Origin of the sequence: Cellulomonas gelida (assembly GCF_006538725.1) — a bacterium.
GTDB classification, from domain to species: Bacteria; Actinomycetota; Actinomycetes; order Actinomycetales; family Cellulomonadaceae; genus Cellulomonas; species Cellulomonas gelida.
Genome location: NZ_BJLQ01000007.1, coordinates 64,207 through 87,238, shown reverse-complemented (window position 1 = coordinate 87,238; position 23,032 = coordinate 64,207). Strand labels below are relative to the sequence as shown.

Annotated in this window: 19 protein-coding genes and 1 pseudogene; 9 read left to right on the top strand and 11 right to left on the bottom strand. The window is 74.7% G+C overall.

Features of this window, described 5'->3' with window-relative positions:
- Positions 1-4: 4 nt before the first annotated feature.
- The 4 genes from CGE01nite_RS05060 to mshD form a co-directional block, all read right to left on the bottom strand.
- Positions 5-625, bottom strand: a complete 621-nt coding sequence (locus CGE01nite_RS05060) for a DUF47 domain-containing protein (protein WP_048344073.1) — start codon at positions 623-625, stop codon at positions 5-7.
- Between the two features lie 322 nt (positions 626-947).
- Positions 948-1,922 (bottom strand): NUDIX hydrolase, encoded by a 975-nt coding sequence (locus CGE01nite_RS05055; protein WP_048344074.1) that lies wholly within the window; start codon positions 1,920-1,922, stop codon positions 948-950.
- Positions 1,919-4,159, bottom strand: a complete 2,241-nt coding sequence (locus tag CGE01nite_RS05050) for an RNA degradosome polyphosphate kinase (RefSeq protein ID WP_048344075.1) — start codon at positions 4,157-4,159, stop codon at positions 1,919-1,921. Before CGE01nite_RS05050 ends, CGE01nite_RS05055 begins: the two co-directional genes overlap by 4 nt.
- On the bottom strand, positions 4,156-5,142 hold the full coding sequence (mshD, locus tag CGE01nite_RS05045; RefSeq protein ID WP_141369367.1) for a mycothiol synthase: 987 nt from the start codon (positions 5,140-5,142) through the stop codon (positions 4,156-4,158). The genes CGE01nite_RS05050 and mshD overlap by 4 nt, the downstream gene beginning before the upstream one ends.
- Before the next feature lie 147 nt (positions 5,143-5,289).
- On the opposite strand from mshD, the gene CGE01nite_RS05040 reads away from it, so the two are divergent.
- Complete coding sequence (locus tag CGE01nite_RS05040; RefSeq protein ID WP_176587484.1) at positions 5,290-6,918, top strand: flavin-containing monooxygenase; 1,629 nt, start codon at positions 5,290-5,292, stop codon at positions 6,916-6,918.
- Between the two features lie 107 nt (positions 6,919-7,025).
- Here CGE01nite_RS05040 and CGE01nite_RS05035 read toward each other — a convergent pair whose 3' ends face one another.
- From CGE01nite_RS05035 to CGE01nite_RS05020, 4 genes are all read right to left on the bottom strand, one after another.
- Positions 7,026-8,438: a cellulase family glycosylhydrolase gene (locus tag CGE01nite_RS05035; RefSeq protein WP_141369365.1), complete on the bottom strand. Its 1,413-nt coding sequence runs from the start codon at positions 8,436-8,438 to the stop codon at positions 7,026-7,028.
- Between the two features lie 275 nt (positions 8,439-8,713).
- On the bottom strand, positions 8,714-10,726 hold the full coding sequence (acs, locus tag CGE01nite_RS05030; RefSeq protein WP_141369363.1) for an acetate--CoA ligase: 2,013 nt from the start codon (positions 10,724-10,726) through the stop codon (positions 8,714-8,716).
- A 165-nt stretch (positions 10,727-10,891) separates the two neighbouring features.
- Positions 10,892-11,692 (bottom strand): hypothetical protein, encoded by an 801-nt coding sequence (locus CGE01nite_RS05025; RefSeq protein ID WP_141369361.1) that lies wholly within the window; start codon positions 11,690-11,692, stop codon positions 10,892-10,894.
- Positions 11,693-11,739: 47 nt separating this feature from the next.
- Positions 11,740-12,702 carry a formate/nitrite transporter family protein gene (locus tag CGE01nite_RS05020; protein WP_141369359.1) on the bottom strand — a complete coding sequence of 321 codons (963 nt, stop codon included), beginning with the start codon at positions 12,700-12,702 and terminating at the stop codon, positions 11,740-11,742.
- Between the two features lie 91 nt (positions 12,703-12,793).
- Here CGE01nite_RS05020 and CGE01nite_RS05015 point away from each other — a divergent pair, with 91 nt between their 5' ends.
- Positions 12,794-13,921, top strand: a complete 1,128-nt coding sequence (locus tag CGE01nite_RS05015; RefSeq protein WP_218022598.1) for an NADH:flavin oxidoreductase/NADH oxidase — start codon at positions 12,794-12,796, stop codon at positions 13,919-13,921.
- Between the two features lie 87 nt (positions 13,922-14,008).
- Here the strand turns inward: CGE01nite_RS05015 and CGE01nite_RS05010 are convergent, their stop codons facing one another.
- Positions 14,009-15,397, bottom strand: coding sequence for an NAD-dependent malic enzyme (locus CGE01nite_RS05010; RefSeq protein ID WP_141369355.1), 1,389 nt, complete (start codon positions 15,395-15,397; stop codon positions 14,009-14,011).
- 89 nt (positions 15,398-15,486) lie between these two features.
- Between CGE01nite_RS05010 and CGE01nite_RS05005 the strand changes: the two genes are divergently transcribed.
- A complete protein-coding gene (locus tag CGE01nite_RS05005) occupies positions 15,487-16,419 on the top strand; it encodes a Fic family protein (protein ID WP_229747492.1) in 933 nt (310 codons plus the stop codon).
- Positions 16,420-16,814: 395 nt separating this feature from the next.
- On the opposite strand, the gene CGE01nite_RS05000 is transcribed toward CGE01nite_RS05005, so the two are convergent.
- Positions 16,815-17,651, bottom strand: a complete 837-nt coding sequence (locus tag CGE01nite_RS05000) for an HAD family hydrolase (protein WP_048342094.1) — start codon at positions 17,649-17,651, stop codon at positions 16,815-16,817.
- A gap of 304 nt (positions 17,652-17,955) precedes the next feature.
- Here CGE01nite_RS05000 and ssd point away from each other — a divergent pair, with 304 nt between their 5' ends.
- Positions 17,956-19,014: a septum site-determining protein Ssd gene (gene ssd / locus CGE01nite_RS04995; RefSeq protein ID WP_229747491.1), complete on the top strand. Its 1,059-nt coding sequence runs from the start codon at positions 17,956-17,958 to the stop codon at positions 19,012-19,014.
- Positions 19,008-20,210: a TadA family conjugal transfer-associated ATPase gene (locus CGE01nite_RS04990; protein WP_229747490.1), complete on the top strand. Its 1,203-nt coding sequence runs from the start codon at positions 19,008-19,010 to the stop codon at positions 20,208-20,210. The genes ssd and CGE01nite_RS04990 overlap by 7 nt, the downstream gene beginning before the upstream one ends.
- Before the next feature lie 400 nt (positions 20,211-20,610).
- Here CGE01nite_RS04990 and CGE01nite_RS16915 read toward each other — a convergent pair whose 3' ends face one another.
- Complete coding sequence (locus CGE01nite_RS16915; protein WP_170210898.1) at positions 20,611-21,099, bottom strand: hypothetical protein; 489 nt, start codon at positions 21,097-21,099, stop codon at positions 20,611-20,613.
- An 82-nt stretch (positions 21,100-21,181) separates the two neighbouring features.
- Here CGE01nite_RS16915 and CGE01nite_RS04980 point away from each other — a divergent pair, with 82 nt between their 5' ends.
- The 4 genes and pseudogenes from CGE01nite_RS04980 to CGE01nite_RS17535 all read left to right on the top strand — a co-directional run.
- Entirely contained in the window at positions 21,182-21,745 is a 564-nt protein-coding gene (locus tag CGE01nite_RS04980; protein ID WP_170210897.1) for a type II secretion system F family protein, read from the top strand.
- A 188-nt stretch (positions 21,746-21,933) separates the two neighbouring features.
- Positions 21,934-22,245 (top strand): DUF4244 domain-containing protein, encoded by a 312-nt coding sequence (locus CGE01nite_RS04975; RefSeq protein ID WP_141369351.1) that lies wholly within the window; start codon positions 21,934-21,936, stop codon positions 22,243-22,245.
- Entirely contained in the window at positions 22,242-22,586 is a 345-nt protein-coding gene (locus tag CGE01nite_RS04970) for a TadE family type IV pilus minor pilin (RefSeq protein ID WP_141369349.1), read from the top strand. Before CGE01nite_RS04975 ends, CGE01nite_RS04970 begins: the two co-directional genes overlap by 4 nt.
- Positions 22,571-22,924: pseudogene (locus CGE01nite_RS17535) on the top strand (Rv3654c family TadE-like protein); the annotation flags it as partial. The gene CGE01nite_RS04970 and the pseudogene CGE01nite_RS17535, both read left to right, overlap by 16 nt.
- Between the last annotated feature and the right edge of the window lie 108 nt (positions 22,925-23,032).

The following is a 23,032-nucleotide window of genomic DNA, read 5'->3' as shown; positions in this document are numbered from 1 at the left end:
GAGCTCAGGACTCCTTGACGGCGATCGTCTCGACCGCGTTGGCGACCTTCTCGAACGCGTCAGCCGCGTCCTCGAGCGCCTCGACGATCTCCTTGAACTTCATGAGCAGGATCGGGTCGGCGATCTCGTCGAACATCTGCGCGAGGAGCTTGCGGAACGTCTTGTCCGCCTGGTTCTCGAGGCGGTTGACCTCGACCCAGTACTCCGAGAGCGAGTCCATCGAGCGCAGCCGCGGCATGGCCTCGGCGGTCAGCTCGGCGCACCGCTGCAGGACCTGGACCTGGTCGGCGACGCGCGCCGGCAGCTCGCCGACCTTGTACAGGACCATGAGGTCGGCGGCCTCGTCCATGTAGTCCATGCAGTCGTCGAGCGCCGAGGCGAGCATGTAGATGTCGTCGCGGTCGAACGGCGTCACGAACGTCTGGTTGAGCCGACGCATGATCTGGTGCGTCGCCTCGTCCGCGAGGTGCTCGGCCTCGGAGATCCGCTTGTTGATCTCCTTGCGGGCCGCAGGCGTGGCGCCGAGCATCTCGCTCAGCAGGTTCGCTCCCGTGACCAGGTGCTGCGCGGACGCAGCGAACAGGTCGAAGAACGTGGTGTCGCGCGGTGTCAGGCGCAGGCGCACTTCAGGCTCCGGAGGAGGGGAGGTAGGTCGGGCTCAGGTTAGTTCCCGGACGACGATTCCTGAAACGGGGTGCGTCGACCGCATGGACACATGGTGACAGGCTCACCGGATGTCCGTGGGCACTCTCCTGACTGACCGGGGGGACTGACGGGAGCGCGACGCCGGACCGGGAGCGCCTCTCGGCGCACGGCCGCTCGAAGCGGCTGAAGATGGAGCCCGGGGCTACCGCGGCCCGACGTCGCTCGATCATCGTAAGGCCCGCCGCGGCCCACCAGGGCGGGGTGGACGTCCCGGGGTGCGGCACGTCACAGCCGGTCGTCGGTCACATCCAGGAGCGGTGCGTCTCGACCGCGACCACGCGCGGCCCCGACGCGCGCTGCGCGACGTGCGCGACGAGCACCTGCCCGGGGTGCAGGTAGGGCTCGTCGGCCGGCAGCGCCTCGCGCACCGAGCGCCGGGCGTGCGCGGCCAGCGCCTGCATGACGGTCGGCAGGACGGGGCGGTGCGTGCACAGCAGCGAGTCGCCGGGCCACTGGAGCAGCTCGCCGACGAGGGCGGCGACGTCCTGCGGCGCGTGCGCGTGCCCGTGCTCGGACAGGGCCGCGACGTTCTCGATGGGCACCTGCGCGCCCGACGCGTAAGGCTGCGCGGTCTCGACGCAGCGCCGCCACGGGCTGGTCACCACCCGCACCGCGCCGAACGCGGAGACCACCGGCACGAGCTGCGCCGCCTGCCGACGGCCGACCGGCGTGAGCGGACGTGACTCCTCGCCGTCGGGCCACGTGCTGCGGCGCTTGGCCGTGCCGTGGCGCGCGACGATCACGGCGCGCGTGTCGAGGCGGCCCTTGGCGTGCGCGGCGACCAGCGCGACGAGCGGCGCGCGGTCGCCGGGTCGCGTCAGGCGCGCCGCGGCGGCCTCGACGTCGTACCAGCGCACCTGGTCGATCTCGTCGCGCGACGCCCGCGGCACGGGCGGCCGTGCGCGCAGGGCCGCCGCGTCGTCGCGCCCCGCGACCTGCGCGGCCCAGTAGTGCACGCGCTTGAGGCGACCGTCGGACAGCGTGTACTCGAGCGGGGGCAGCGGGACGCCGAGCACGACGTCGTGCCCGGTCTCCTCGGCGACCTCGCGCCACGCGGCGGCCACGACGGTCTCGTCGGGGTCGAGCTTGCCCTTGGGCCACGACCAGTCGCGGTAGCGCGGCCGGTGCACCAGGGCCACCTGCAGGCGCCCGGTGCGCACGCGCCAGACCAGCGCACCGGCCGCCTCGACGACGGTCGTGCTGGGTGTCGAGCTCACAGGCCCGAGCCCGGCCGCCGCCGCTGGCGCGTGATGAGAGCGGACTGCTGGTCGAGCAGCGGCGTGCCGTCCTGCGCGCGCGAGTGCCGCTGCCACGAGCCGTCGGGCTCCAGGTGCCACGACGACGTGGTGGGCGCGACGGACTCGTCGATCAGGTCGACGATCTCCGCGACCTGGTCCGGGTCGGCCACCCGCACGAGCGCCTCGACGCGCCGGTCGAGGTTGCGGTGCATGAGGTCAGCCGAGCCGATGAACACCTCGGGCCCCTCGAAGCCGTCCTCGGGAGCCGGCTGGGCGTGCGCGAACGCGAACACGCGCGAGTGCTCGAGGAAGCGGCCCAGGATCGAGCGCACGCGGATGGTCTCGCTCAGGCCGGGGACGCCGGGACGCAGCGCGCAGATCCCGCGCACGACGAGGTCGACGGGCACGCCCGCCTGGCTCGCGCGGTACAGCGCGTCGATCGTCGCCTCGTCGACCATCGAGTTGACCTTGATCTTGATCCACGCGGGCTGCCCGGCCAGCGCGGCCTCCGCCTCGCGGTCGATCCGCTCCACGAGCCCGGTGCGCACCGAGCGGGGCGCGACGAGCAGCCGGTGGAAGCGGCTCTTGGGGGCGTAGCCCGAGAGCTGGTTGAACAGCCGCGTGAGGTCCTGCCCGACGTCCGGGTCGCTCGTGAGCAGCCCCAGGTCGGTGTAGAGCCGCGCGGTCTTCGGGTGGTAGTTGCCGGTGCCGACGTGGCTGTAGCGCCGCAACCCGTCGGCCTCCTGACGCACCACCAGGCTGAGCTTGCAGTGCGTCTTGAGCCCGACGATCCCGTACACGACGTGCACGCCCGCCTGCTCGAGCTTGCGCGCCCACGAGATGTTGTTCTGCTCGTCGAACCGGGCCTTGATCTCCACGAGGGCCAGGACCTGCTTGCCGGCCTCGGCCGCGTCGATCAGGGCGTCGACGATCGGTGAGTCGCCCGACGTGCGGTACAGCGTCTGCTTGATCGCCAGCACGTTCGGGTCCGCCGCGGCCTGCTCGAGGAACGTCTGCACGCTCGTCGAGAACGAGTCGTACGGGTGGTGCAGCAGGATGTCGCGCTCGCGGATCTTGGCGAACATCTCCGTGGGCGTGGCCGACTCGACCTCGGCGAGCTGGCGGTGCGTCGTCGGCACGAACCGCGGGAACTGCAGCGAGCTGCGGTCCAGGTCGGCGATGACGTTGAGCCCCGTGTGGTCGAGCGGCGCGGGCAGCTCGTAGACCTCGTCCTCCGCCATGCCGAGCTCGCGCACGAGCAGCGTGCGGATGCGGGGGCTGATGCCCTCGGCGATCTCGAGGCGCACCGGCGGGCCGAACCGCCGGCGCAGCAGCTCCTTCTCCATCGCCTTGAGGAGGTTCTCGGCGTCGTCTTCCTCGACCTCGACGTCCTCGTTGCGCGTCACCCGGAACGTGTGGTGCTCGCGCACCTCCATGCCGGGGAAGAGGTGGTCGAGGTGCTCGGAGATCACGTCCTCGACGGGCACGAAGCTCGTCGGGCCCTTCTCGACCGACGCCGTCTGCTCGTCGGGCGCGCTGGGCCGGCCCGAGGCGTCGACCGCGATGAACCGCGGCAGGAGCGGCGGGACCTTCACGCGCGCGAAGTGCTCCTTGCCGGTCACCGGGTTCACGACGACGACCGCGAGGTTGAGCGAGAGCCCCGAGATGTACGGGAACGGGTGCGCCGGGTCCACCGCGAGCGGCGTGAGCACCGGGAAGATCTGCCGCTTGAAGAACTTGCGCAGGCGGTCCTGCTCCGACTCGCCCAGGTCCTGCCAGCGCACGAGCGTGATGCCCTCGCTCGCGAGCGCGGGCTGCACGTGGTCGACGAACACGCGCGCGTGCCGGTCCATGAGCTCGTGCGCCTTCTCGCTGATCGCCTCGAGCACCTGTCGCGGGCTCAGCCCGGACGCCGCGGTCACCGCGATGCCCGTGGCGATCCGCCGCTTGAGGCCCGCGACGCGCACCATGAAGAACTCGTCCAGGTTCGAGGCGAAGATCGCGAGGTACCGCACGCGTTCGAGCAGCGGCAGGTCGACGTCCTCCGCGAGCTCCAGGACCCGCTGGTTGAACGCGAGCCACGACAGCTCGCGGTCGAGGAAGCGGTCGTGCGGCAGGGGCTCGAGCTCCACGCTCGGCACGGCGGCGTCGGCGCGCGCGAGGTGCTCGGCGATGCGGTCCTCGAGCTCGGAGTCGAGGGCGGTCGCGTCCGTCATGGGGCCATGGTGGCACCACTGGGTGAACGAGGCGTGTCGTCCCCGAACATCACGTCCACCCCGCTGCGCACGAACCCCGCACGGCGGTACGTCCTGATGGCGACCTCGTTCGCCGCCTCGGTGTAGAGGATGACCGAGCGCAGCCCGGTGACCGTCAGGTGCGTCAGCCCGAGGTCGGTCAGCGCGCCGCCCAGCCCGAGCCCCTGGGCGTCCGGGTCGACGCCGACGACGTAGATCTCCCCGACCGGCTCGTCGCCGTGCTCACCCGCCGGGTGGACCTTGGTCCACACCGAGCCGAGCAGGACGCCGTCGCGCTCGGCGAGCAGGAAGCCGGCCGGGTCGAACCACGGCTCGGCCTCGCGCGCCCGCAGGTCCGCGCTCGTCATGCGGCCCTGCTCGGGGTGGTGGGCGAACGCGCGCGAGTTGACCCGGCGCCACGCCTCCTCGTCCTGTCCCGGCACGAACGCGCGCACCGTGACCCCGGGCGGCAGCGGCCGGTCCGGCGCCGTGGGCCGCCGCGCGAGGTCGAGGCGCATCTGCCACAGCTCGCGCACGACCGCCATGCCCGCCGAGCGCACGAGCGCCCGGGCCTGCGGCAGGTCGCCGTGCGCCCACACGTGCAGCACGCGCGACGGGACCTCGCGCGCCTGCCCGCCCGCGGCCTCGAGCAGGGCCGACCCCACGCCCGCTCCGCGGTGCGCCGGGTGCACGACGAGCTCGGCGCGGGCCGTCGTCGTGCTGCCGACCTCGACCTGCGCGTAGCCGACGACCTGTGCGGCGTCCCCCGGCGAGAGCGTCGCCAGCAGGTGGACGACTGCCGCCTGCGGGTCCTCGAGCCACAGCAGCGGCTGCTCGGAGAGAGGGGCCACCTCGTCGTGCGCCGCCGCCTCGGCGGCGAGCCGACGGACCGCGGCAGCGGTCAGGGGCTCGAGGGGTCCGGTGTGCGCGGTGACCGCGACGCGTGCCTTCGTCGGCTCGACCATCCGCCCATCCCATCACGCGAGACGGCTCGAGGGCAGCGGGTCACCCGGGAGAGCGACAGGTGGGGAGCCGGTGAGCGGCCCCGGTCGCCTGACCGCCGCGCGATCGGCCTGTGGTCGGCGGTCCGGGTGACGTACGTTGGACCGATCATGAACCTCGACCCCGACCTCGTGCGCGCGGGCCGGGATGACCGCGACCCGCTGCCTCCGGCAACAGCGCTCGCGGGCGCCGCGGCCGTGACGGAGCCCTCGGCCGACCAGGCCACCCCGACGAACCCTGCCGGGACGCGGCGCGTGACCCGCCGGAGCCTGCGCGCCGCCGCGGCGGCCGCCGCCGAGAGCGCCGCGCCGCCGCGCACCGACCCCGCGACGGCCGACCCCGCGACTGCGGAGCCCGCGACGGCCGAGCCCGCCGGTGTCGCGCCGGTGGCCGAGCCCGCCGGTGTCGCGCCGGTGGCCGAGCGGGCGCAGGGGGTCGTCGGCGGACGACGAGCCCGGCGGGCACGTGCTGAGGCCGAGGCCGAGTCCCGTCCGGAGGTCGACGGCACCCAGCAGGACGGCGCGCCCACGGTGGTCGACGTCGACGTCGTCGTGATCGGAGCCGGCCAGGCGGGCCTGTCCGCGGCGTACCACCTGCACCGCGCGGGGCTCGTGCCCGTCGGAGACCGCGGCTGGCAGGACGCGGCCGCGACGTTCGTCGTGCTCGACGACGCGCCCGAGCCCGGCGGCGCGTGGCAGCACCGGCCGCCCGGCATGCGGGTCTCCGACGCGCACGGGGTGCACGACCTGCCGGGCATGCCGCTGCTCGTGCCGGACCCCTCCGAGAGCGCCGCCAAGGCGGTGCCGTACTACTTCGCGCAGTACGAGGAGGCGTTCGGCCTGCACGTGCAGCGTCCCGTGACCGTGACGCGCGTCGAGGAGGACCCCGACGAGCCGGACGACCGGCTCGGCCGCGGGCGCCTGCGGGTCACGTCGCACCTCGTCGACACCAGCGGCGAGTCGGTGGTGTGGCGTGCGCGCGGGGTCGTCAACGCGTCGGGCACGTGGCGCAAGCCCTTCTGGCCCACCTACCCGGGCCGTGCGGCGTTCCGCGGCCGTCAGGTGCACTCGCGCGACGTGCGTGACCCGCACGATCTCGCCGACGGCCACGTCGTCGTCGTGGGCGGCGGGACGTCGGCCGTGCAGCTGCTGCTCGAGCTCGCCCAGGTCACGACGACCACGTGGGTCACCCGCCGCCCGCCCGCCTGGCGGCACGGCGACCTGACGCCCGAGCTCGGGCGTGCCGCCGTCGCCCTCGTCGCCGAGCGCACCGCGGTGGGGCTGCCGCCCGGGTCGATCGTCTCCGTCACCGGTCTGCCGCTGACCGACGCGTACCGCGAGGGCATCGCGTCCGGCGTGCTGCGGGCGCGGCCGATGTTCAGCCGGATCGTCGCCGACGGCGTCGCGTGGGACGACCCGGTCCCGCCACCCGTGCCCGCCGTCGGTGCCGACGGTGCGCCCGACGACCCCCTCGTCGGGCCGGGCGCGTGGGTCGGCGGCGACCCGCACGTCGAGGCGCGCACGATCGTGTGGGCCACGGGCTACCGGCCCGCGCTCGACCACCTCGCGTCCCTGCGGCTGCGGGGCCCGCACGGCGGGGTCGTGATGGAGGGGACACGCGTGGCCGCCGACCCGCGGATCCACCTCGTCGGCTACGGGCCGTCGGCCTCGACGGTCGGCGCCAACCGGGCCGGTCGTGACTCGGTCAAGGAGCTCCTGACGCACCTCGCCCTGGCCTGAGCGCGAGGCTCGGACCAGGGCGAGGCGGCGCCGGTGCTCGCCGGCGCGTGCCCGTCGGACGCGTGCTCGTCGGACGCAGGTTCGTCGGACGCAGCGGACGCGTCAGCTCAGGCGCACGTCACCGGGGGCGGCGTGCTGGGCGCGGCACCCGAGCCGATGAACCCGTACTCGGCGGTCTGCCCCGGCGCGAGGGCCCCGTTCCACGGCGCGTTCGTCACGGTCACGATGGACGTGCCGCTGAACGTGCCGCTCCACCCCTGCTGGACGGTGGCACCCGACAGGGCGAACGTCGTGCGCCACGACGAGAGCGCGGTCGCGCCCGCCTTGACGGTCACCGCGCCCTGGAACCCGCCGGGCCACGAGCCGACGACCGTGAAGGTCGCCACGCACGTGCCGGTGGGGTTCGTCGTGGGCGACGCGGTGGGCGTCGGTGACGGCGTGCTCGTCGGGGTGGGTGTCGGCGTCGGCGTGACCGTGGGTGTCGGCGTCGGGGTGGGCGTGGAGGTCGGCTGCGAGCCGAAGATCTTCGCCGTGACCGCGGTGGCCTTGATGCCGTTCGCGCCGTCGAAGATCCGCGTCCCCCACGAGGTCTTCTGGGCGGGGTTGAAGCCCGTGACCATGTCCAGGTACTCGACGCCGCCGCCGTTGCCGGACCACGACCAGCCGTAGTACCCGAGCCCCCGCGCGACCGCCTCGGACATGATCGTGTCCTCGTCGGGGTCGCCGTCGGAGTGCATGTTGCCGAACTCGCCGATCACGAGCGGCAGGCCCTTCGCCTTGAACGCGTCGAGGTACGTCTTGATGGTCGAGGCGTTGTTGTAGACGCCGTACATGTGGACGGAGAACAGGACGTTGCCGTCCGGGTCGCCCGCGGCGACGGTCTGGGCGTTGTCGCGCATGATGCCTGCCCAGTCCTGACCCCACGACGGTGCGTCGATCACGATGTTGTGGTGCAGGCCCGCGGTGCGCAGCTTCTTGATCGCCGCGATCGAGTCAGCGGTCCAGCCGGCGTTGGCGGTGGCGTTGTTGCCGTACGGCTCGTTGCCGATGTTGATCTGGACGTAGTCCTCCTGGCCCTTGAGGGCCGAGGCGATGCTCACCCAGTAGTCGGCGGCCTTGTCGAGCGTGACCGCACCGCTCTGCTCGCCGTAGCCCGTGGTGTCGTGGTTCTCGAGCATGCAGATGAGCTTGTTGGCCTTGCACAGGCTGATGATGTTCGCGACGTCGGTCGCGTCGTTCTTGGTCCAGCGGTCGCCGCCGGACAGCACGACGCGCAGCGCGTTGGCCCCGGCGGCGCGGATCGCCGGGATCGCCGTGGGTGTCTGGGACGTGTACCAGGTGTGCGCGTGGCTCACGCCGCGGGCGACGAACGGCGTGCCGTCCTTCTCCAGCAGCTGCGTCCCGGAGACGTGCAGGCCCGGGGGCGTCGCGGCGGTGGCCGACGTGGCCAGGGCCGTGGCGCCGAGCGCGACGACCATGGCGGCCGCCGCAGCGCACGCGAACAGGGGTCGAGACCTCATGGAAAACCTCTTCCTGAGAGCCTCGGCGACTGGGCTGGGTAGCCGAAGATCATCGTGGGTCGTGGCCACGGCGTGCGTGGCCGGTGGGGTTGGCTGAGTACCCGCCGAGGGCAGGCACACCGTCACCCAACCAGGGCGGTCGCCGTCGGGACACGCGCCTAAACGTTGCGCGTCGGGGACGACGAACGCGGCCCGGGGCGGTTGCACGTCCCGGGCCGCGTGACCTGGAGGTCGCCGCTTCGTGCGGCGCCGCAGCGGTTCTCGGCTCGCGCCCGTCAGTCCTGCGACGAGGCCGAGGGTGTGGACAGACCCTGTGCGATGAGATCCATCACCGAGGAGTCGGCGAGGGTGGTCGCGTCGCCCACCGCCCGGTGCTCGGCGACGTCGCGCAGCAGCCGGCGCATGATCTTGCCCGAGCGCGTCTTGGGCAGCTCCTGGACCACGAGCACCTGGCGCGGCTTGGCGATCGGGCCGATCTCCTTGGCGACGTGGTTGCGCAGCTCGAGCTGCACCTCGTCGGGCGAGGACTCGCCCACGCCCGCGTCACCGCGCAGGATCACGAACGCGACGACCGCCTGCCCTGTGGTGTCGTCGGTCGCGCCGACCACCGCGGCCTCGGCCACCCACGGGTGCGAGACCAGAGCGGACTCGATCTCCGTGGTCGACAGCCGGTGACCGGACACGTTCATCACGTCGTCGACCCGGCCCAGCAGCCAGATGTCGCCGTCGTCGTCCTTCTTGGCGCCGTCGCCCGCGAAGTACAGGCCCCGGAACCGCGACCAGTACGTGTCCTTGTAGCGCTCCTCGTCGCCCCAGATGCCGCGCAGCATGGCCGGCCACGGCTCGGTGAGCACGAGGTAGCCGCCCGCGCCGTTCGGGACCGGGTGCGCGTCGTCGTCGACGACGTCCGCCGCGATGCCGGGCAGCGGGACCTGCGCCGAGCCCGGCTTGGTCTCGGTCACGCCCGGCAGCGGGCTGATCATGATCGCGCCCGTCTCCGTCTGCCACCACGTGTCGACGATCGGGGCCTTGTCGCCACCGATGACCCGGCGGTACCACATCCACGCCTCGGGGTTGATGGGCTCACCCACCGACCCGAGCACGCGCAGCGACGACAGGTCGAACTGGCCCGGGATCTCCTCGCCCCACTTCATGCACGTGCGGATCGCCGTGGGAGCGGTGTAGAGGATCGTCACGCCGTACTTCGCGATGATCTCCCACCAGCGGCCGCGGTGCGGGGTGTCCGGGGTGCCCTCGTAGATGACCTGCGTCGCTCCGTTGACCAGCGGCCCGTACACGACGTACGTGTGACCGGTGATCCAGCCGATGTCGGCCGTGCACCAGTAGACGTCCGTCTCCGGCTTGAGGTCGAACACGTTGAGGTGCGTGTACGCCGCCTGCGTGAGGTACCCGCCGGTCGTGTGGAAGATGCCCTTCGGCTTCCCGGTGGTGCCCGACGTGTAGAGGATGAACAGCGGGTGCTCGGCGTCGACCTCGACCGGCGTGTGCTGGTCGGACGCCGGGTCGACCACGTCGGACCACCACACGTCGCGGCCCTCGGTCCACTCGACGTCCTGTCCCGTGCGCTTCACGACGAGCACGTGCTCGACTGACGTCGGGCCCTTCGCGAGCGCCTCGTCGACCGCGGGCTTGAGCGCGGACGGCGCGCCGCGCCGGAAACCGCCGTCGGCCGTCACGACGAGCGTCGCCTCGGCGTCGAGGATGCGGCTGTGCAGCGCCTCGGCGGAGAAGCCGCCGAACACGACCGAGTGCGGCGCGCCGATGCGGGCGCACGCGAGCATCGTGAAGACCGCCTCGGGGATCAGCGGCAGGTAGATCGCGACCCGGTCGCCCGTGCCGACGCCCAGCGCCGTCAGGGCGTTCGCGGCCTTCGAGACCTCACGCTGCAGGTCCGCGTAGGTGATCGTGCGGGTGTCGCCGCCCTCGCCCTCGAAGTGCAGCGCGACCCGGTCGCCGCGGCCCTTCTCGACGTGCCGGTCCACCGCGTTGTAGGCGGCGTTCAGCCTGCCGTCCGCGAACCACCGCGCCACCGGTGCCTGCGACCAGTCGAGCACCTCCTGGAACGGCGTGCTCCACGAGATGAGGTCGCGCGCCTGCTCGGCCCAGAAGGCGGGGCGGTCCGCGTTCGCCCACGAGTAGAGGTCCGCGGTGGCGTTCGCCTGCGCGACGAACTCGGCAGACGGCGGGAAGCGACGGTCCTCGGAGAGAAGGTTCTCCAGGCCGCCGGCGGTCGGGTCGGACACGCAGGCCTCCAGGTGCAGCGACATCGGTGCGGGTCGAACGAGGCAGGACCAAGGTCCTTCCGTGGGGAGACTCTAGCCACCACCGGGCCCGATGCGCCCTGCGGTGGGCGGTATCCGGCGGTTCGCGGGTCGCGCAGCGACCCGCGGGGTGCCGCGCGGTGGGACCCGTGCGCGCCGCTCGTCGGGAGGTCAGCGGTGGCGCTCGCGGAACGCCCCGAGGGCGAGGCCGCGCCGGTGCGCTGCGAGCGCCACGACGCCCGCGAGCAGCAGCAGGAAGCCCGCGACCAGCAGCGTGCCCGACGTGCCCGCGACCGTGACCTCGAGCGCCGTCGACCGCCAGCTGCTCTCGTCGACCACGCGGAGCACCTGGGTGTGCACCACGTGCGGGGCCGTCAGGGCGACCGCACCGAGCACCGTGAGCACCACGCCGCCCGTGATCGGAGCCGCGGGGGTCCACACCGCGAGCAGCGCGACCCACCCCAGCGCGACGAGCGCGAGCACGACGAGCACGACGCCCGACCAGTCGACCGCGTCGTCCCAGCCCACCACCTGCACCGCGAGGATGCGCGACTGCCCGAGCAGCAGCACCGTCACCGCGAGGGGAGCGAGCAGGAGGCCCGCGAGCGCACCGAGCACGTGGGTGCCCGTCGCGGTGCGGTGCGGTGCGTTCGGCGTGGGGAAGAGTGCGGGGTCGTCGGCGCGCGTCTGATCACCGGCAGGCTGTGTCGCCTGGGGTGGCGCCTGCCCGGTCGTGGGCTGCTCCGTGCCGTCGTCGGGCGGGCTCGCGAGGACCGGCGCGGGCGAGGGTGCGGGCGGTGGTGCGGGGACGGTCGAGGGCCTGGCGCCGCTGGGTGGCGGTGGCGGAGGGGTGGGCTCGGGGCGCACCACGGCGTGCCGGGCGGTGTCCGAGGAGGGCTCGGAGGTGCTCGTCGGGTCGGCGGCTCGTCCAGCGGCCTCGGCACGAGCGGTCTCGTCGTCGGAGGTGCTCATCACGGCTCCCGGCTCCGGGCGGTGCCGGCTCGCACCGCCGTCACCACTCACCGTAGGGCGGGTTCGCTCCGGGTCGCCTGCTGGGGGACGCGAGTCGCGGAGGAGTCGCGGTCGTCCGCCTGCTCGTCGGTCGGGGTCGCGGCGACGTCGCTCGCAGGCGCGTCGTTCGCGGGCGCGTCGGCCGCCGGCTCGTCGGACGGCGTCACCGCCGCCGTGACGGCCGCGGTCGGCTCGGTGAGGCGCGGCGTCGCGCGGTACGCGTACGCGGCGCCGACGAGCAGCGCGCCGCCGATCGTGTTGCCGAGGCCGACGAAGAGCATGTTGCGCGCGAACTCGAGCACGGTCGCGCCCGGCAGGTCGCCGAGCAGGCCGAGCGACATCGTCGTCATGTTCGCGACCACGTGCTCGAAGCCCGAGGTGATGAAGACCATGACGCACGCGAAGATCGCCATGATCTTCGCGGCCTCGTCGCGCAGCTTCGTCGCGCACCACACGCCGAGGCAGACCAGCAGGTTGCACAGGATGCCGCGGACCAGGAGCTGCACGTTCGTCTCGTGCGCCTTGTGCTCGATCATCCGGGCGATGTTCTCGCCCGCCGCGGTGCCCGGTGCCGTGACGCCGGACAGGTGCACGAGCGTCGCGAACAGGAACGCGCCGACGAGGTTCCCGGCGAGCACCGCGAGCAGCGTCACGCCCGCCTTGCCCCAGGAGATGCGACGGCGCATCGCGCCCTGCGTGAGCATCATCATCGCGGACGTCGCGAGCTCGCCCCCGGCGATCACGACGATCGTCAGCGCGACGCCGAAGACCATGCCCTGCACGAGCGGCGCGAACGGGTTCCCGGCGGCGACGAGCGGGCCGCCCGCCTCGACCATGATGACCACGCCGATGCCGATGTACGCACCGGCCAGCATGGTGCGGACCAGGAACAACCACGGCGTCGACAGCAGCTCGACCTTGTGGTGCGCGTTCTCGGCCTGGGTCTCGACCGCTTCCTCGATGCTCAGCACCTGGCCATGCTCGCGTGGACGCGTATCCGGTTCGTGGGACGAAAGGCTGCGCGCGCGGGTGAGACGCGCTCGGGGACGTAGATTCGCGCGCGTGACGCACCTGTTCTCACCCCTGACCCTGCGTGGCACGACGTTCACCAACCGTGCGTGGCTCGCGCCCATGTGCCAGTACTCGTCGGTCGACGGGTTCGTCGACGACTGGCACCTCGTGCACCTGGGCGCACGCGCGTCGGGCGGGTTCGGCCTGCTGCTCACCGAGGCGACCGCGGTGGTCCCCGAGGGTCGGATCACCCCGCAGGACGCCGGGCTGTGGTCCGACGAGCACGCGGTCGCGTGGCGGCGCGTCACCGACTTCGTGCACGCGCGCGGCACCCGGATCGGCGTGCAGCTCGCGCACGCGGGGCGCAAGGCGTCGGTGTACCGGCCGTTCTCGGCGTCGTCGGGCACCGTCCCGGCCGACGACGGGGGCTGGACGACGCGCGGTCCGTCGGCGCTCGCGTTCCCCGAGCTCGCACCGCCCGCCGCGCTGTCGGCCGACGAGGTCGCCGCGGTACCCGAGGCGTTCGCCGCCGCCGCGCGCCGCTCGGTCGACGCCGGGTTCGACGTCGTCGAGGTGCACGCCGCGCACGGCTACCTGCTGCACCAGTTCCTGTCGCCGCTGTCCAACGAGCGCACCGACGCCTACGGGGGCTCGCTCGAGAACCGGGCGCGCCTGCTCGTCGAGACCGTGGACGCGGTGCGCGCCGCCTGGCCCGACGACCGCCCGCTGCTCGTGCGCGTGTCCGCGACCGACTGGACCCCGGACGGGCTGAGCGTCGAGGACGTCGCACAGGTGGTGCGCACGCTCGTCGGGCACGGTGTGGACCTCGTCGACGTCTCGACCGGCGGCAACGCGCTCGCCGCGATCCCCGTCGAGCCCGGCTACCAGGTGCCGTTCGCCCGGCGGGTCCGGGAGGTCTCGGGGCTGCCCGTGGCGGCGGTCGGCCTGCTCGACGACCCGGCGCTCGCGGAGCAGGTGCTTGCCGACGGCTCAGCCGACGCCGTGCTCGTCGGACGCGGTGCGCTGCGAGACCCGTCGTGGCCGTTGCGCGCGGCGCACCACCTCGGCGTGCGGCTCGGCGAGCTGCCCGCCTCACCCGAGCCGTCCGCGTCCGTGCCGCTCAAGGCCGTCACGACGACGGGCTACCAGCCCCAGTACGTGCGCGGCGCCTTCCGCTGACCACGCCCGCCGGGGCGCGAGTCGATTGGGTGGACCCGGTCATGTACGGCGTGACCTTCTCCACCCAGTGGCGCGGTTCGAGCGGCGTCAGGGGTGGTCGTGGGCGGCTTCCGCGACCGCGGCCGCGACGCGCGTCGTGACCTCCGGGTTGAAGACGCTCGGGACGATGTAGGTGGGGTTGAGCTCGTCGGGGCGGACCACCGCGGCCAGGGCGCCGGCCGCCGCGAGCAGCATCTCGTCGGTGATGCGGTGGCTCTGCGCGTCGAGCAGGCCGCGGAACACGCCCGGGAACGCGAGCACGTTGTTGATCTGATTCGCGAAGTCGGAGCGGCCCGTGCCGACGACCGCCGCGTACTGCGCCGCGTCGTCGGGGTCCACCTCCGGGCGCGGGTTCGCGAGCGCGAACACGATCGCGTCCTTCGCCATGTGGGACACGTCGCGGCCCGTGATCACGTCCGGCGCGGAGACGCCGATGAACACGTCCGCCCCCACGAGCGCCTGCGGGATCGTCCCGGTCACGCCGCGCGGGTTGGTCACCGAGGCCGTCCACCGCAGCGACTCGGTCAGGCCCGGCCGGTCCGGGTGGATCACGCCGTCGATGTCCGCGACGACGACGTCGTGCGCCCCGGCCGCGAGCAGCAGCCGCAGCACCGCCGTACCCGCCGCACCGGCACCCGACAGCACGATCCGCACGTCCTCGATGCGCTTGCCCACCACCTGCAGCGCGTTCGTCAGCGCCGCCACCACGACGATCGCCGTGCCGTGCTGGTCGTCGTGGAACACCGGGATGTCGAGCCGCTCGCGCAGCCGCCGCTCGACCTCGAAGCACCGCGGCGCGCTGATGTCCTCCAGGTTGATGCCCGCGAACACCGGAGCGATCGCGCACACCGTCTCGACGATCTGGTCGACGTCCGTGGTGTCGAGCGCGATCGGGAACGCGTCGATGTCCGCGAACCGCTTGAACAGCACCGCCTTGCCCTCCATGACCGGCAGCGCGGCGAGCGGGCCCACGTCGCCCAGGCCCAGCACGGCCGTGCCGTCGGTGACCACGGCGATCGTGTTGCGCTTGATCGTCAGCCGCCGGGCGTCCTCCGGGTGCGCGGCGATCGCCTCGCAGATCCGCGCGACGCCCGGGGTGTACGCCATCGACAGGTCGTCACGGTTGCGCAGCGGGACCTTGGACGTGATCTCGAGCTTGCCGCCCAGGTGCATGAGGAACGTCCGGTCGCTCACGCGGTCGACGCGCACGCCGTCCAGGCCGTCCAGAGCCGCGACGATCTGCGCGGCGTGCTCCTCGCCGCGCGTCGCGCACGTCACGTCGGCCTGCATCTGCTCGTGCTCGGACGCGGTGACGTCGAGCGCGGTGACGATGCCGCCCGCCTGCTCGATCGCGGTCGTCAGCTCGCTCACCGCCGTGGGGCGGGCTGCGAGGTGCAGGCGGACGGTGATGGACGACGACACGCTGGGCCCGGCCATGGCGCCAGTGTGCCGCGCGGTCAGTGGCCGCGCACCGTGCTCGGGCCGCGCGGCCGTTCGGGGACTCGGGGCGCGGGTACCGTCGCGGGGTGACGCGGGACGTGCTGGCCGGGTGGGTCGAGATGACGGCTGAGGCCGTCGAGAGCGCGCGCACCGCGTGCGACGAGCTGCGCTGGCATGAGGCGTACCGCAGGCGCTGGCGAGAGGTGCGCGCCGAGGCCGGGCTGCGCGCCGCGCACGCCAGCGCCTCGCTCGAGGGCGCGCGGCTGCCGCTCGACCTCGTGCGCTCGCTCGCGACCGGCACGACGAGCTGGGCGACGAGCTCGTCGTCCCCGCCCGACGACGGTGCACGGGCGACTGCCCCGCTGGGGGCCGGTGCCGCGCCCACCGGCGTGCAGTACGCCGGTGGGCGCGGCGTGGATGCGCAGTCCGTGCTCGTCGGGGCGCTGCGCGGGTCCTCGCTCGTCGAGGCGCTCGTGCCCGACCTCGGCGCGCAGCAGCGTGCGGCGCTGCCGCCCCTGCCGCAGCTGCTCGCCCGTGCGCACACGGTCGTCGGTGCCGGGTGGTTGCCCGTCGACGCGCTCGGGCGGCTGCGTACAGACGAGCCGGCGCTCGACCAGCGAGGGCTCGGCTCGTCGTCGACAGGGCTCGAGGTCGCGTCGCGCATCGACCTGCTCGCCCGGACCGTCGCCACGACCACCGCGCCCGCGCTCGTCGTCGCGGCGCTCGTGCACGCGGAGGTGCTGGCCGTGCGGCCGTTCGTCGCGGGCAACGGGATGGTCGCTCGGCTCGTCGCGCGGGTGATCGCCACGTCCGGCGGGCTCGACCCGACCGGCTCGATCCTGCCCGAGCTCACGTGGGCCGCCTCGCCCCAGCTCTACGTCGCGGGGGTGGCGGGCTACGCGACGGGGGAGCCGGACCGGGTCGCGGCGTGGGTCACGGCGTACGCGTCGGCGGTCGTCGCGGGCGCCACAGCAGCGCGCGCGGTGGCGGACTCGGTGCTCGCCGGCTCCCTGTCCTGACACGTCCGTCGTCGCCCGCGAGGTCGTCAGGACTGTGCGAGGTCGTCAGATCCCGCTGACCTCGGTGGCGGCTGACGACCTGACCGCGATGCCGGACGGGATCGGCGCGCACGAGCGACGGCGCCCCGAGGGACGCCGTCGTCGTGTCTGCTGCCTGAGGGTGATCAAGCGTGCACTCTCGTGGTTCGCAACGGGACCAGCCCGGTCGACCTGCCCGAAGGTGGGCTACACCTGCGCGTGGGTACCCTCGCGGCTCTGCAGTTGTGACTCCGTTGATACCCCCGATCGCGGGGTTCGGATAGTGGTGCCGTCGTCGTCGCAGGTGACCGGCCCCGCCGGTTCACAGTCTGGGACCGGTGTCCGCAGTCCGGACGGGCCAGGGAGCGTGCCGTGCGTCAGCGCCCGCGTGCTCGGCGCCGGTGCCAGAGCCACCACGCGAGGCCCCCGGCGACCACCGCGGCGACGACGAGCGCGCTCGCGACCCGTGCCTCACGGTCGAAGTCGAACAGCGGCACGGGCCGTCGGAACGCCAGCACACCCCAGCCGTTCTCGACCGCGAGCCGCCGCAGCGCGCGGTCGGGGTTGACCGCGAACCCGTGCCCGACGACGCCGAGCATCGGGGCGTCCGTGATCGAGTCGGAGTACGCGAAGCTCGACGCGAGGTCGTAGCCGTGGGACTGCGAGAGCTCGCGGATCGCCTCGGCCTTGTTCTCGCCGTAGGCGTAGAAGTCGATGTCGCCCGTGTAGAGGCCGTCGACCACCTGCATGCGCGTCGCGACGACGTGGTCCGCCCCGAGCACCGCCGCGATGGGCTCGACGATCTCGCTGCCCGACGCCGAGACGACCACCACGTCCCGGCCCGCCGCGTGGTGCTCCGCGATGAGCGCGACGGCCTCGGCGTAGACGGTCGGGTCGATCGCCTCGTGCAGCGTCTCGGCGACGATCTGCGACACCTGCGAGACCGGCCAGCCCGTGACCGTGCGCGACAGGTTCGCGCGCAGGCGCTCGGTCTGCGCGGCGTCGGCGCCGCCGACGAGGTAGAGGAACTGCGCGACCGCGGTACGCAGGACGTTGCGGCGCGTGAGCAGGCCCTCGGCGAGAAAGCCGCGCGAGAACGCCGTGGCCGACGACGTGGCGATGATCGTCTTGTCGAGGTCGAAGAACGCTGCGGCGCGCGTGGGCCGGTGCGCGGTGCGCGCGGGCTCGGCCCGGTCGTCGGCGTCGTCGGCCATCGGCGCGCTCCTTCCTCGGGTCGCGGGCTCGTGGTGCGTCACGTGCCCGGGGAGGGCACCCCCGCGAGCGTAGCGACCTCGTCCGACACGGCACCGGCGGGGCCGGACGTTGTCGGCGCGACCCGACCCCAGCCCACGTCGACGGCGTGCGCGTCCACAGGTTCGTCGAGGCGCACCGCTCGCCGCCGACGCGGTGCGCCAGGGTCGGCACATCCGCGCTTGCGACGAGCCCGGCGACGCAGGCCGCCTGCTGGCGCACGCCGCCGGCCGAGCGGGCGATGGGACGACCGAGGGGAGGCGGAGCGTGGGGGCAACGGACGAGCACGGCGTGTGGCGGGGCAGGGACACGTGGCCGACGGCCGAGGGCACCGAGCTGGACGCTCCGCCGCCGGCGGCCTCGTCGTACCGAGCGGTGCCGAGCCGCGGACCGGGCGCGGGTCAGGACCCGGCGCGCGCGCGGGTGATCGGGGTCGTCGGCGGGCGTGGTGGGGCAGGCGCGTCGACGTTCGCGGCGGCGCTCGCGGCGCGGTTCGCGCGGCGCACCGCGACCGCGCTCGTGGACCTCGACCGGTGCGCCGCGGGCATCGACGTCCTGCTGGCGCTCGAGGACACCGACGGCGTGCGCTGGCCCGACCTGACCTCGGCGCGCGGCGACGTCGACGGCACGCAGGTGCTCGCGCTGCTCCCGCGCTGGGGGCCGTGCGCGGTGCTCAGCGCCGACCGGCAGCGTCCGTCGTTCCCCGAGCCGGGCGTGGTCGCCGACGTGCTGCACGCGCTCGCCGGGGTGTGCGGCGTCGTGGTGCTCGACCTCGAACGCGCCGGCGTCGTGACCGGGGAGTCGGTCGCCGCGGCATGCGATGCGATCGTCGTGCTCGCGCCGCGCGACCTGCGCACCGTCGCAGGCGTCCTGGCGATGCGCGACCGGCTCGTCGGCCACGGCGCGCATGTCGGCATCGTCGCTGTCGGGCCGTCCCCGGGCGGGCTGGGGGCGGACGAGCTCGCGCGTGCGGTGGAGCTGCCGGTCCTCGCGCGGCTCGCCGTCGACCGCCGCACCGCGGCCGCGACGGAACGCGGTGGGGTGCCGTTGACCGGTGCGGTCGCGCGGGCCGCGGCGCGCGTCGCGCGAGCCGTGGGCACCGATCGCACGGCCGGGCCGGCACCGGACCGTGCCACGTACGGGGGTGGTCCGGCGCGTGGTGGTGTCGGTCCTGCGGTGGGTCCCGGGGTCGGCGGCGCGGCCGGTCTCGGCCCGGAGGCCCGGCTCGGCACGGACGCCCGGCTCGGCCCGGGGGGCCAGGTCGGTGCGGGGGGCGGGTTCGGCGTCGACGAGCCTGCCGGGTCGGTGCGGGTCGGCGCGTGGTGAACCTCGTGCTCGCGGGTGCGGTCGAGCCCGTGGTCGTCGAGCCGGGCTTCGTCGACGCGGTGCGCGAACGGGTCCACGAGCTCCCGGCCGGTGAGCACGCGCTCGCGCGCGCCGTCGAGCTCGTCGCGCGCGAGCGCGGTGCGGTGCTCGGGTCCGCCGTGCTCCCCGCGACGGTGCACGCCGTGCGCGCGGCGATCTTCGGGGCCGGTCCCCTGCAGCCGTTCCTCGACGACCCGCGCGTGAGCGACGTGCTCGTCAACGGTCCGCGCGACGTGTGGGTCGAGCTCGACGGCCGGCTGACGCGCACGGACGTCGACCTGGGATCCGAGCAGGACGTGCGGGCGCTCGCGGTGCGGCTCGCGGCAGCCGGCGGGCAGCGGCTCGACGACGGCGCACCCACCGTCGACGCTCGCCTGCCCGACGGCACCCGGCTGCATGCCGTGCTGCCGCCCGTGGCAGGCGGGTGCGCGCTGCTGAGCCTGCGCGTGGTGCGCTCGCGCGCGCTGTCGATGGACGAGCTGGTCCGCGTCGGGACGATCGCCCCCGAGATCGTCGGCGTCGTGCGCGGCCTCGTCGACGCACGCGCCAACCTGCTCGTCTCCGGCGCGACGGGCGCGGGCAAGACGACGCTGCTGGCCGCGCTCCTGTCGTGGGCGGGTCACGACGAGCGCATCGTCGTCATCGAGGAGTCCGGCGAGCTCGCGCCCGACCACCCGCACGTCGTGCGACTGCTGGCCCGGCGCGCGAACGTCGAGGGTGCGGGCCGGGTGGACCTCGCCGAGCTGGTGCGCCAGGCGATGCGCATGCGGCCCGACCGGATCGTGCTCGGGGAGTGTCGTGGTGCCGAGGTCCGCGAGGTCATGGCCGCGCTGAACACCGGCCACGACGGAGGGTGCGCGACGGTCCACGCGAACACCGCGGCCGACGTCCCGGCCCGACTCGAGGCGCTCGCGGCGCTCGCGGGCCTCGGGCGTGACGCGACGGCCGCTCAGGCCTCCGCCGCGTTCGACGCGGTGCTGCACCTGCGGCGGGCGGGACCGGGCAGGGCGCGGCGGTCGCTCGCGGAGGTCGCCGTGGTCCGGCGCTCGCGTGACGGGCTCGAGGTCGCGACCGCCGTCGCCGTCGCGCCGTCGGGCGCCGTGACCCGCGGGCCGGGTTGGCCGCAGCTCGCGGCCCGCCTCGAGGCCGTGACGTGACCCGGACCGACACGGGCGCCGGTGCATCCGGCGGCACCAGGCGCGCCACCCCTGCCCGGACGTGGGCGGGCGGGGTCGCGTCCTTCGGCGGGCGGCGCTGCGCGAGGTCCGTGTGAGCGTCGCTGCGGGGGTTGCCAGCGCCGTCGTCGTGCTCGTGCTCGTCGGTCCGCCGGGACGGGTCCCCGGACGCCCGTCACACGTGTCGGGGCTGACGCGGAGCGCGGTCGCACCGCCGACGGGCGTCGCGCTCGAAGCGCTGCTCGTCGCGGTCGGGGCGCAGCTGCGGGCGGGGCGTGCTCCGCGCGACGCGTGGGAGACCGCGCTCGGGATGCGGCTGGTAGGCGACGTGCCCGACGTCGGGACGCTCGTCGCGGCCTGCGGTGGGGCTGGCGGGAGCGAGTCACGCGGTCGGGTGTCGCGCGCGCGACGAGGCGGAGCCGTGGCACGTGAGCGGCTGCGCCTGGTCGAGCGGACCGCCGCCGTGGTCGCAGCCGCCCAGACCGCGCATGAGCTCGGCGCGCCGCTCGTCGGGGTGCTCGAACGCGTCACGGAGTCGCTGGCCGCCGATGCCGCGGAGCGCGACGACGTCGAGGCGGCACTCGCCGGTCCACGCGCGACCGCCCGCGTCCTCGGGTGGCTGCCGCTCTTGGGCGTCGCGCTCGGGACCGTGCTCGGCGCGGACCCGGTCGGTGTCCTGCTGGGCGGTGGCCTCGGCACCACAGCGGGTGTCGCGGGGGTGCTCCTGCTCGTCGCCGGGCGGCGCTGGACCGCCGCCCTGCTCACGCGCGCGGCTCGCGGGGCTGCCGCGCCCACGCGAGCGCGGACCGGCGTGCCCCGGCGCGGAGCCGGACGCCGTGCGGGCGAGCGCCGCCCAGCGACCGAGGGTCACCCAGTACCCGAGGGTCGCCCAGCGCCTGGGCGTCGCCCGGTGCCCGAGCGCCGCACGGTGCCTGGGCGGGCCGGGGGCTGACGTGGAGGTCGTGCTCGTCCTGTCCCTCGTGCTCGCGGTGACGCCGTGGAGCGTCCATCCGGCGCGGCCGGTGAGCGGCACACGTTCGCCGGCCCGACGTTCCCGCGGCCGTCCGGCGCGGACGGCCGCGGTCGAGGGCGTGCTGCTGCTCGACCTCCTCGACGCCGCGGTCGCCTCAGGCGCCTCCGTGCCACGAGCACTGAACGCCGTGGGCAGGGCCGCGGGCGGCGAGGCGGGAGATGCGCTCGTCGCGGCCGGAACCGCGCTCATGCTCGGTGCGTCGTGGCAGGCGGCGTGGGCCGGGGCGCCCGAGGGTGCGCTGGACGTGCGGGACTGCCTGGAGGACGCGTGGCTGACCGGGTCGGCACCCGGCCCGTCGTTGCGCGTGCGCGCGGCGACGGTGCGACGTGAACGCCGCCGACGAGCCCGGACCGCGGGTGCCGCGCTGGGCGTGCACCTCGTCCTGCCGCTCGGCCTGTGCTTCCTGCCGGCGTTCGCGCTCCTCGGCTTGGCCCCGCTCGTCCTCGGGCTCGGCTCGGGCCTGCTCGTCGGGCTGCTCCCGTGATCGAGGACCCGGCCGGCGAGCCGTCCACAGGTCACGCCGGCGACCGGCTCGCCCCCAGATCGCGTCCGCGGCAGCCCACGCGAGGCAGGAAGTCGTGACGCTGGCGGCGTCCGGCAGGCGTCGGACGGGGCGCGCAGGCCGCGCCCCACTCACCAGGCCGACCCAGGTCGGAGGACAGGAGGTGCCGGATGGACGGCACAGCACTGCAGGAGCACGCGGGCGGGGAGCCGGCGGAGCCCGCTCGGGCCGAGGCCGCGGACGGGGCCGGCACGGCGTCGCGCCGGCGGTGGTGCGCACACCGCCCGGCCACCGGCTGGGTGCCGACGCGCGTCGTGCGACGCGTGACGCGCCACGCGCACGACGCGGGCATGGCGACCGCCGAGTACGCCATCGCGACCCTCGCGGCGGTCGGGTTCGCCGGGCTGCTCGTCGTGATCCTCAAGGGCAACGAGGTCAAGGGGTTGCTCGGCGGGATCATCAAGCAGGCGTTGTCCCTGTGAGGCGCGGGCAGGCCGACCGCGGGTCGGTGACGGCGGAGCTCGCGGTCGGTCTGCCCGCGGTCGTCCTGCTGCTGCTCGCGGTGCTGGGGACCAGCGCGGCGGGTGTGGTGCAGCAGCGGTGCGCGGAGGCCGCGCGCACCGGCGCGCGACTGGCGGCGCTGGGGGAGGACGACGCGGCGGTGGTCGCAGCCTCGCGTCGTGTCGCGGGCGACGCGGCGAGCGTGGGGGTGACGCGAGACGAGGGCTGGGTGACGGTCAGCGTCGCGGCGTCGCTCACGGTCGCAGGGATCGGCAGCGCGGTCACGCTCACGGGGCGGTCGGCCGCGTGGAGCGAACCGTGACCGGGGCGCCGCGCCTCGACCCGCGCGACGAGCGTGGGGCCGGGACGGCGCTGCTGCTCGCCGTCGTGCTCGTCGCGCTGCTCGCCGCCGCCGCGGTGGCCACGGTGGCGGCGGCGCACGCCGCGCGCGGGCGTGCTCAGGCCGCGGCGGACCTCGCGGCGCTCGCGGCCGCGACGCGCATGCAGCGCGGGGACGACGAGGCGGCGGCCTGCGCGCTGGCGAGCCGTGTCGCGGAGCGCAACGGTGCGGAGCTGGTCAGGTGCACGGCGGGCCCCGCAGGCGTCGTGGCGGTGGATGTCGACGTGGCCGCGCCGGGAGCGGCGGCCCGCGCTCACGCCCGCGCCGGCCCGCGCGGCGCGGAGCCGGCCGGTGCCGAGCCGGGTGCTACGGATCCTGGTGATGCTGGGTCGGCCGCCGGGGAGTCTGGCGCTGCCGGGTCAGGCGCT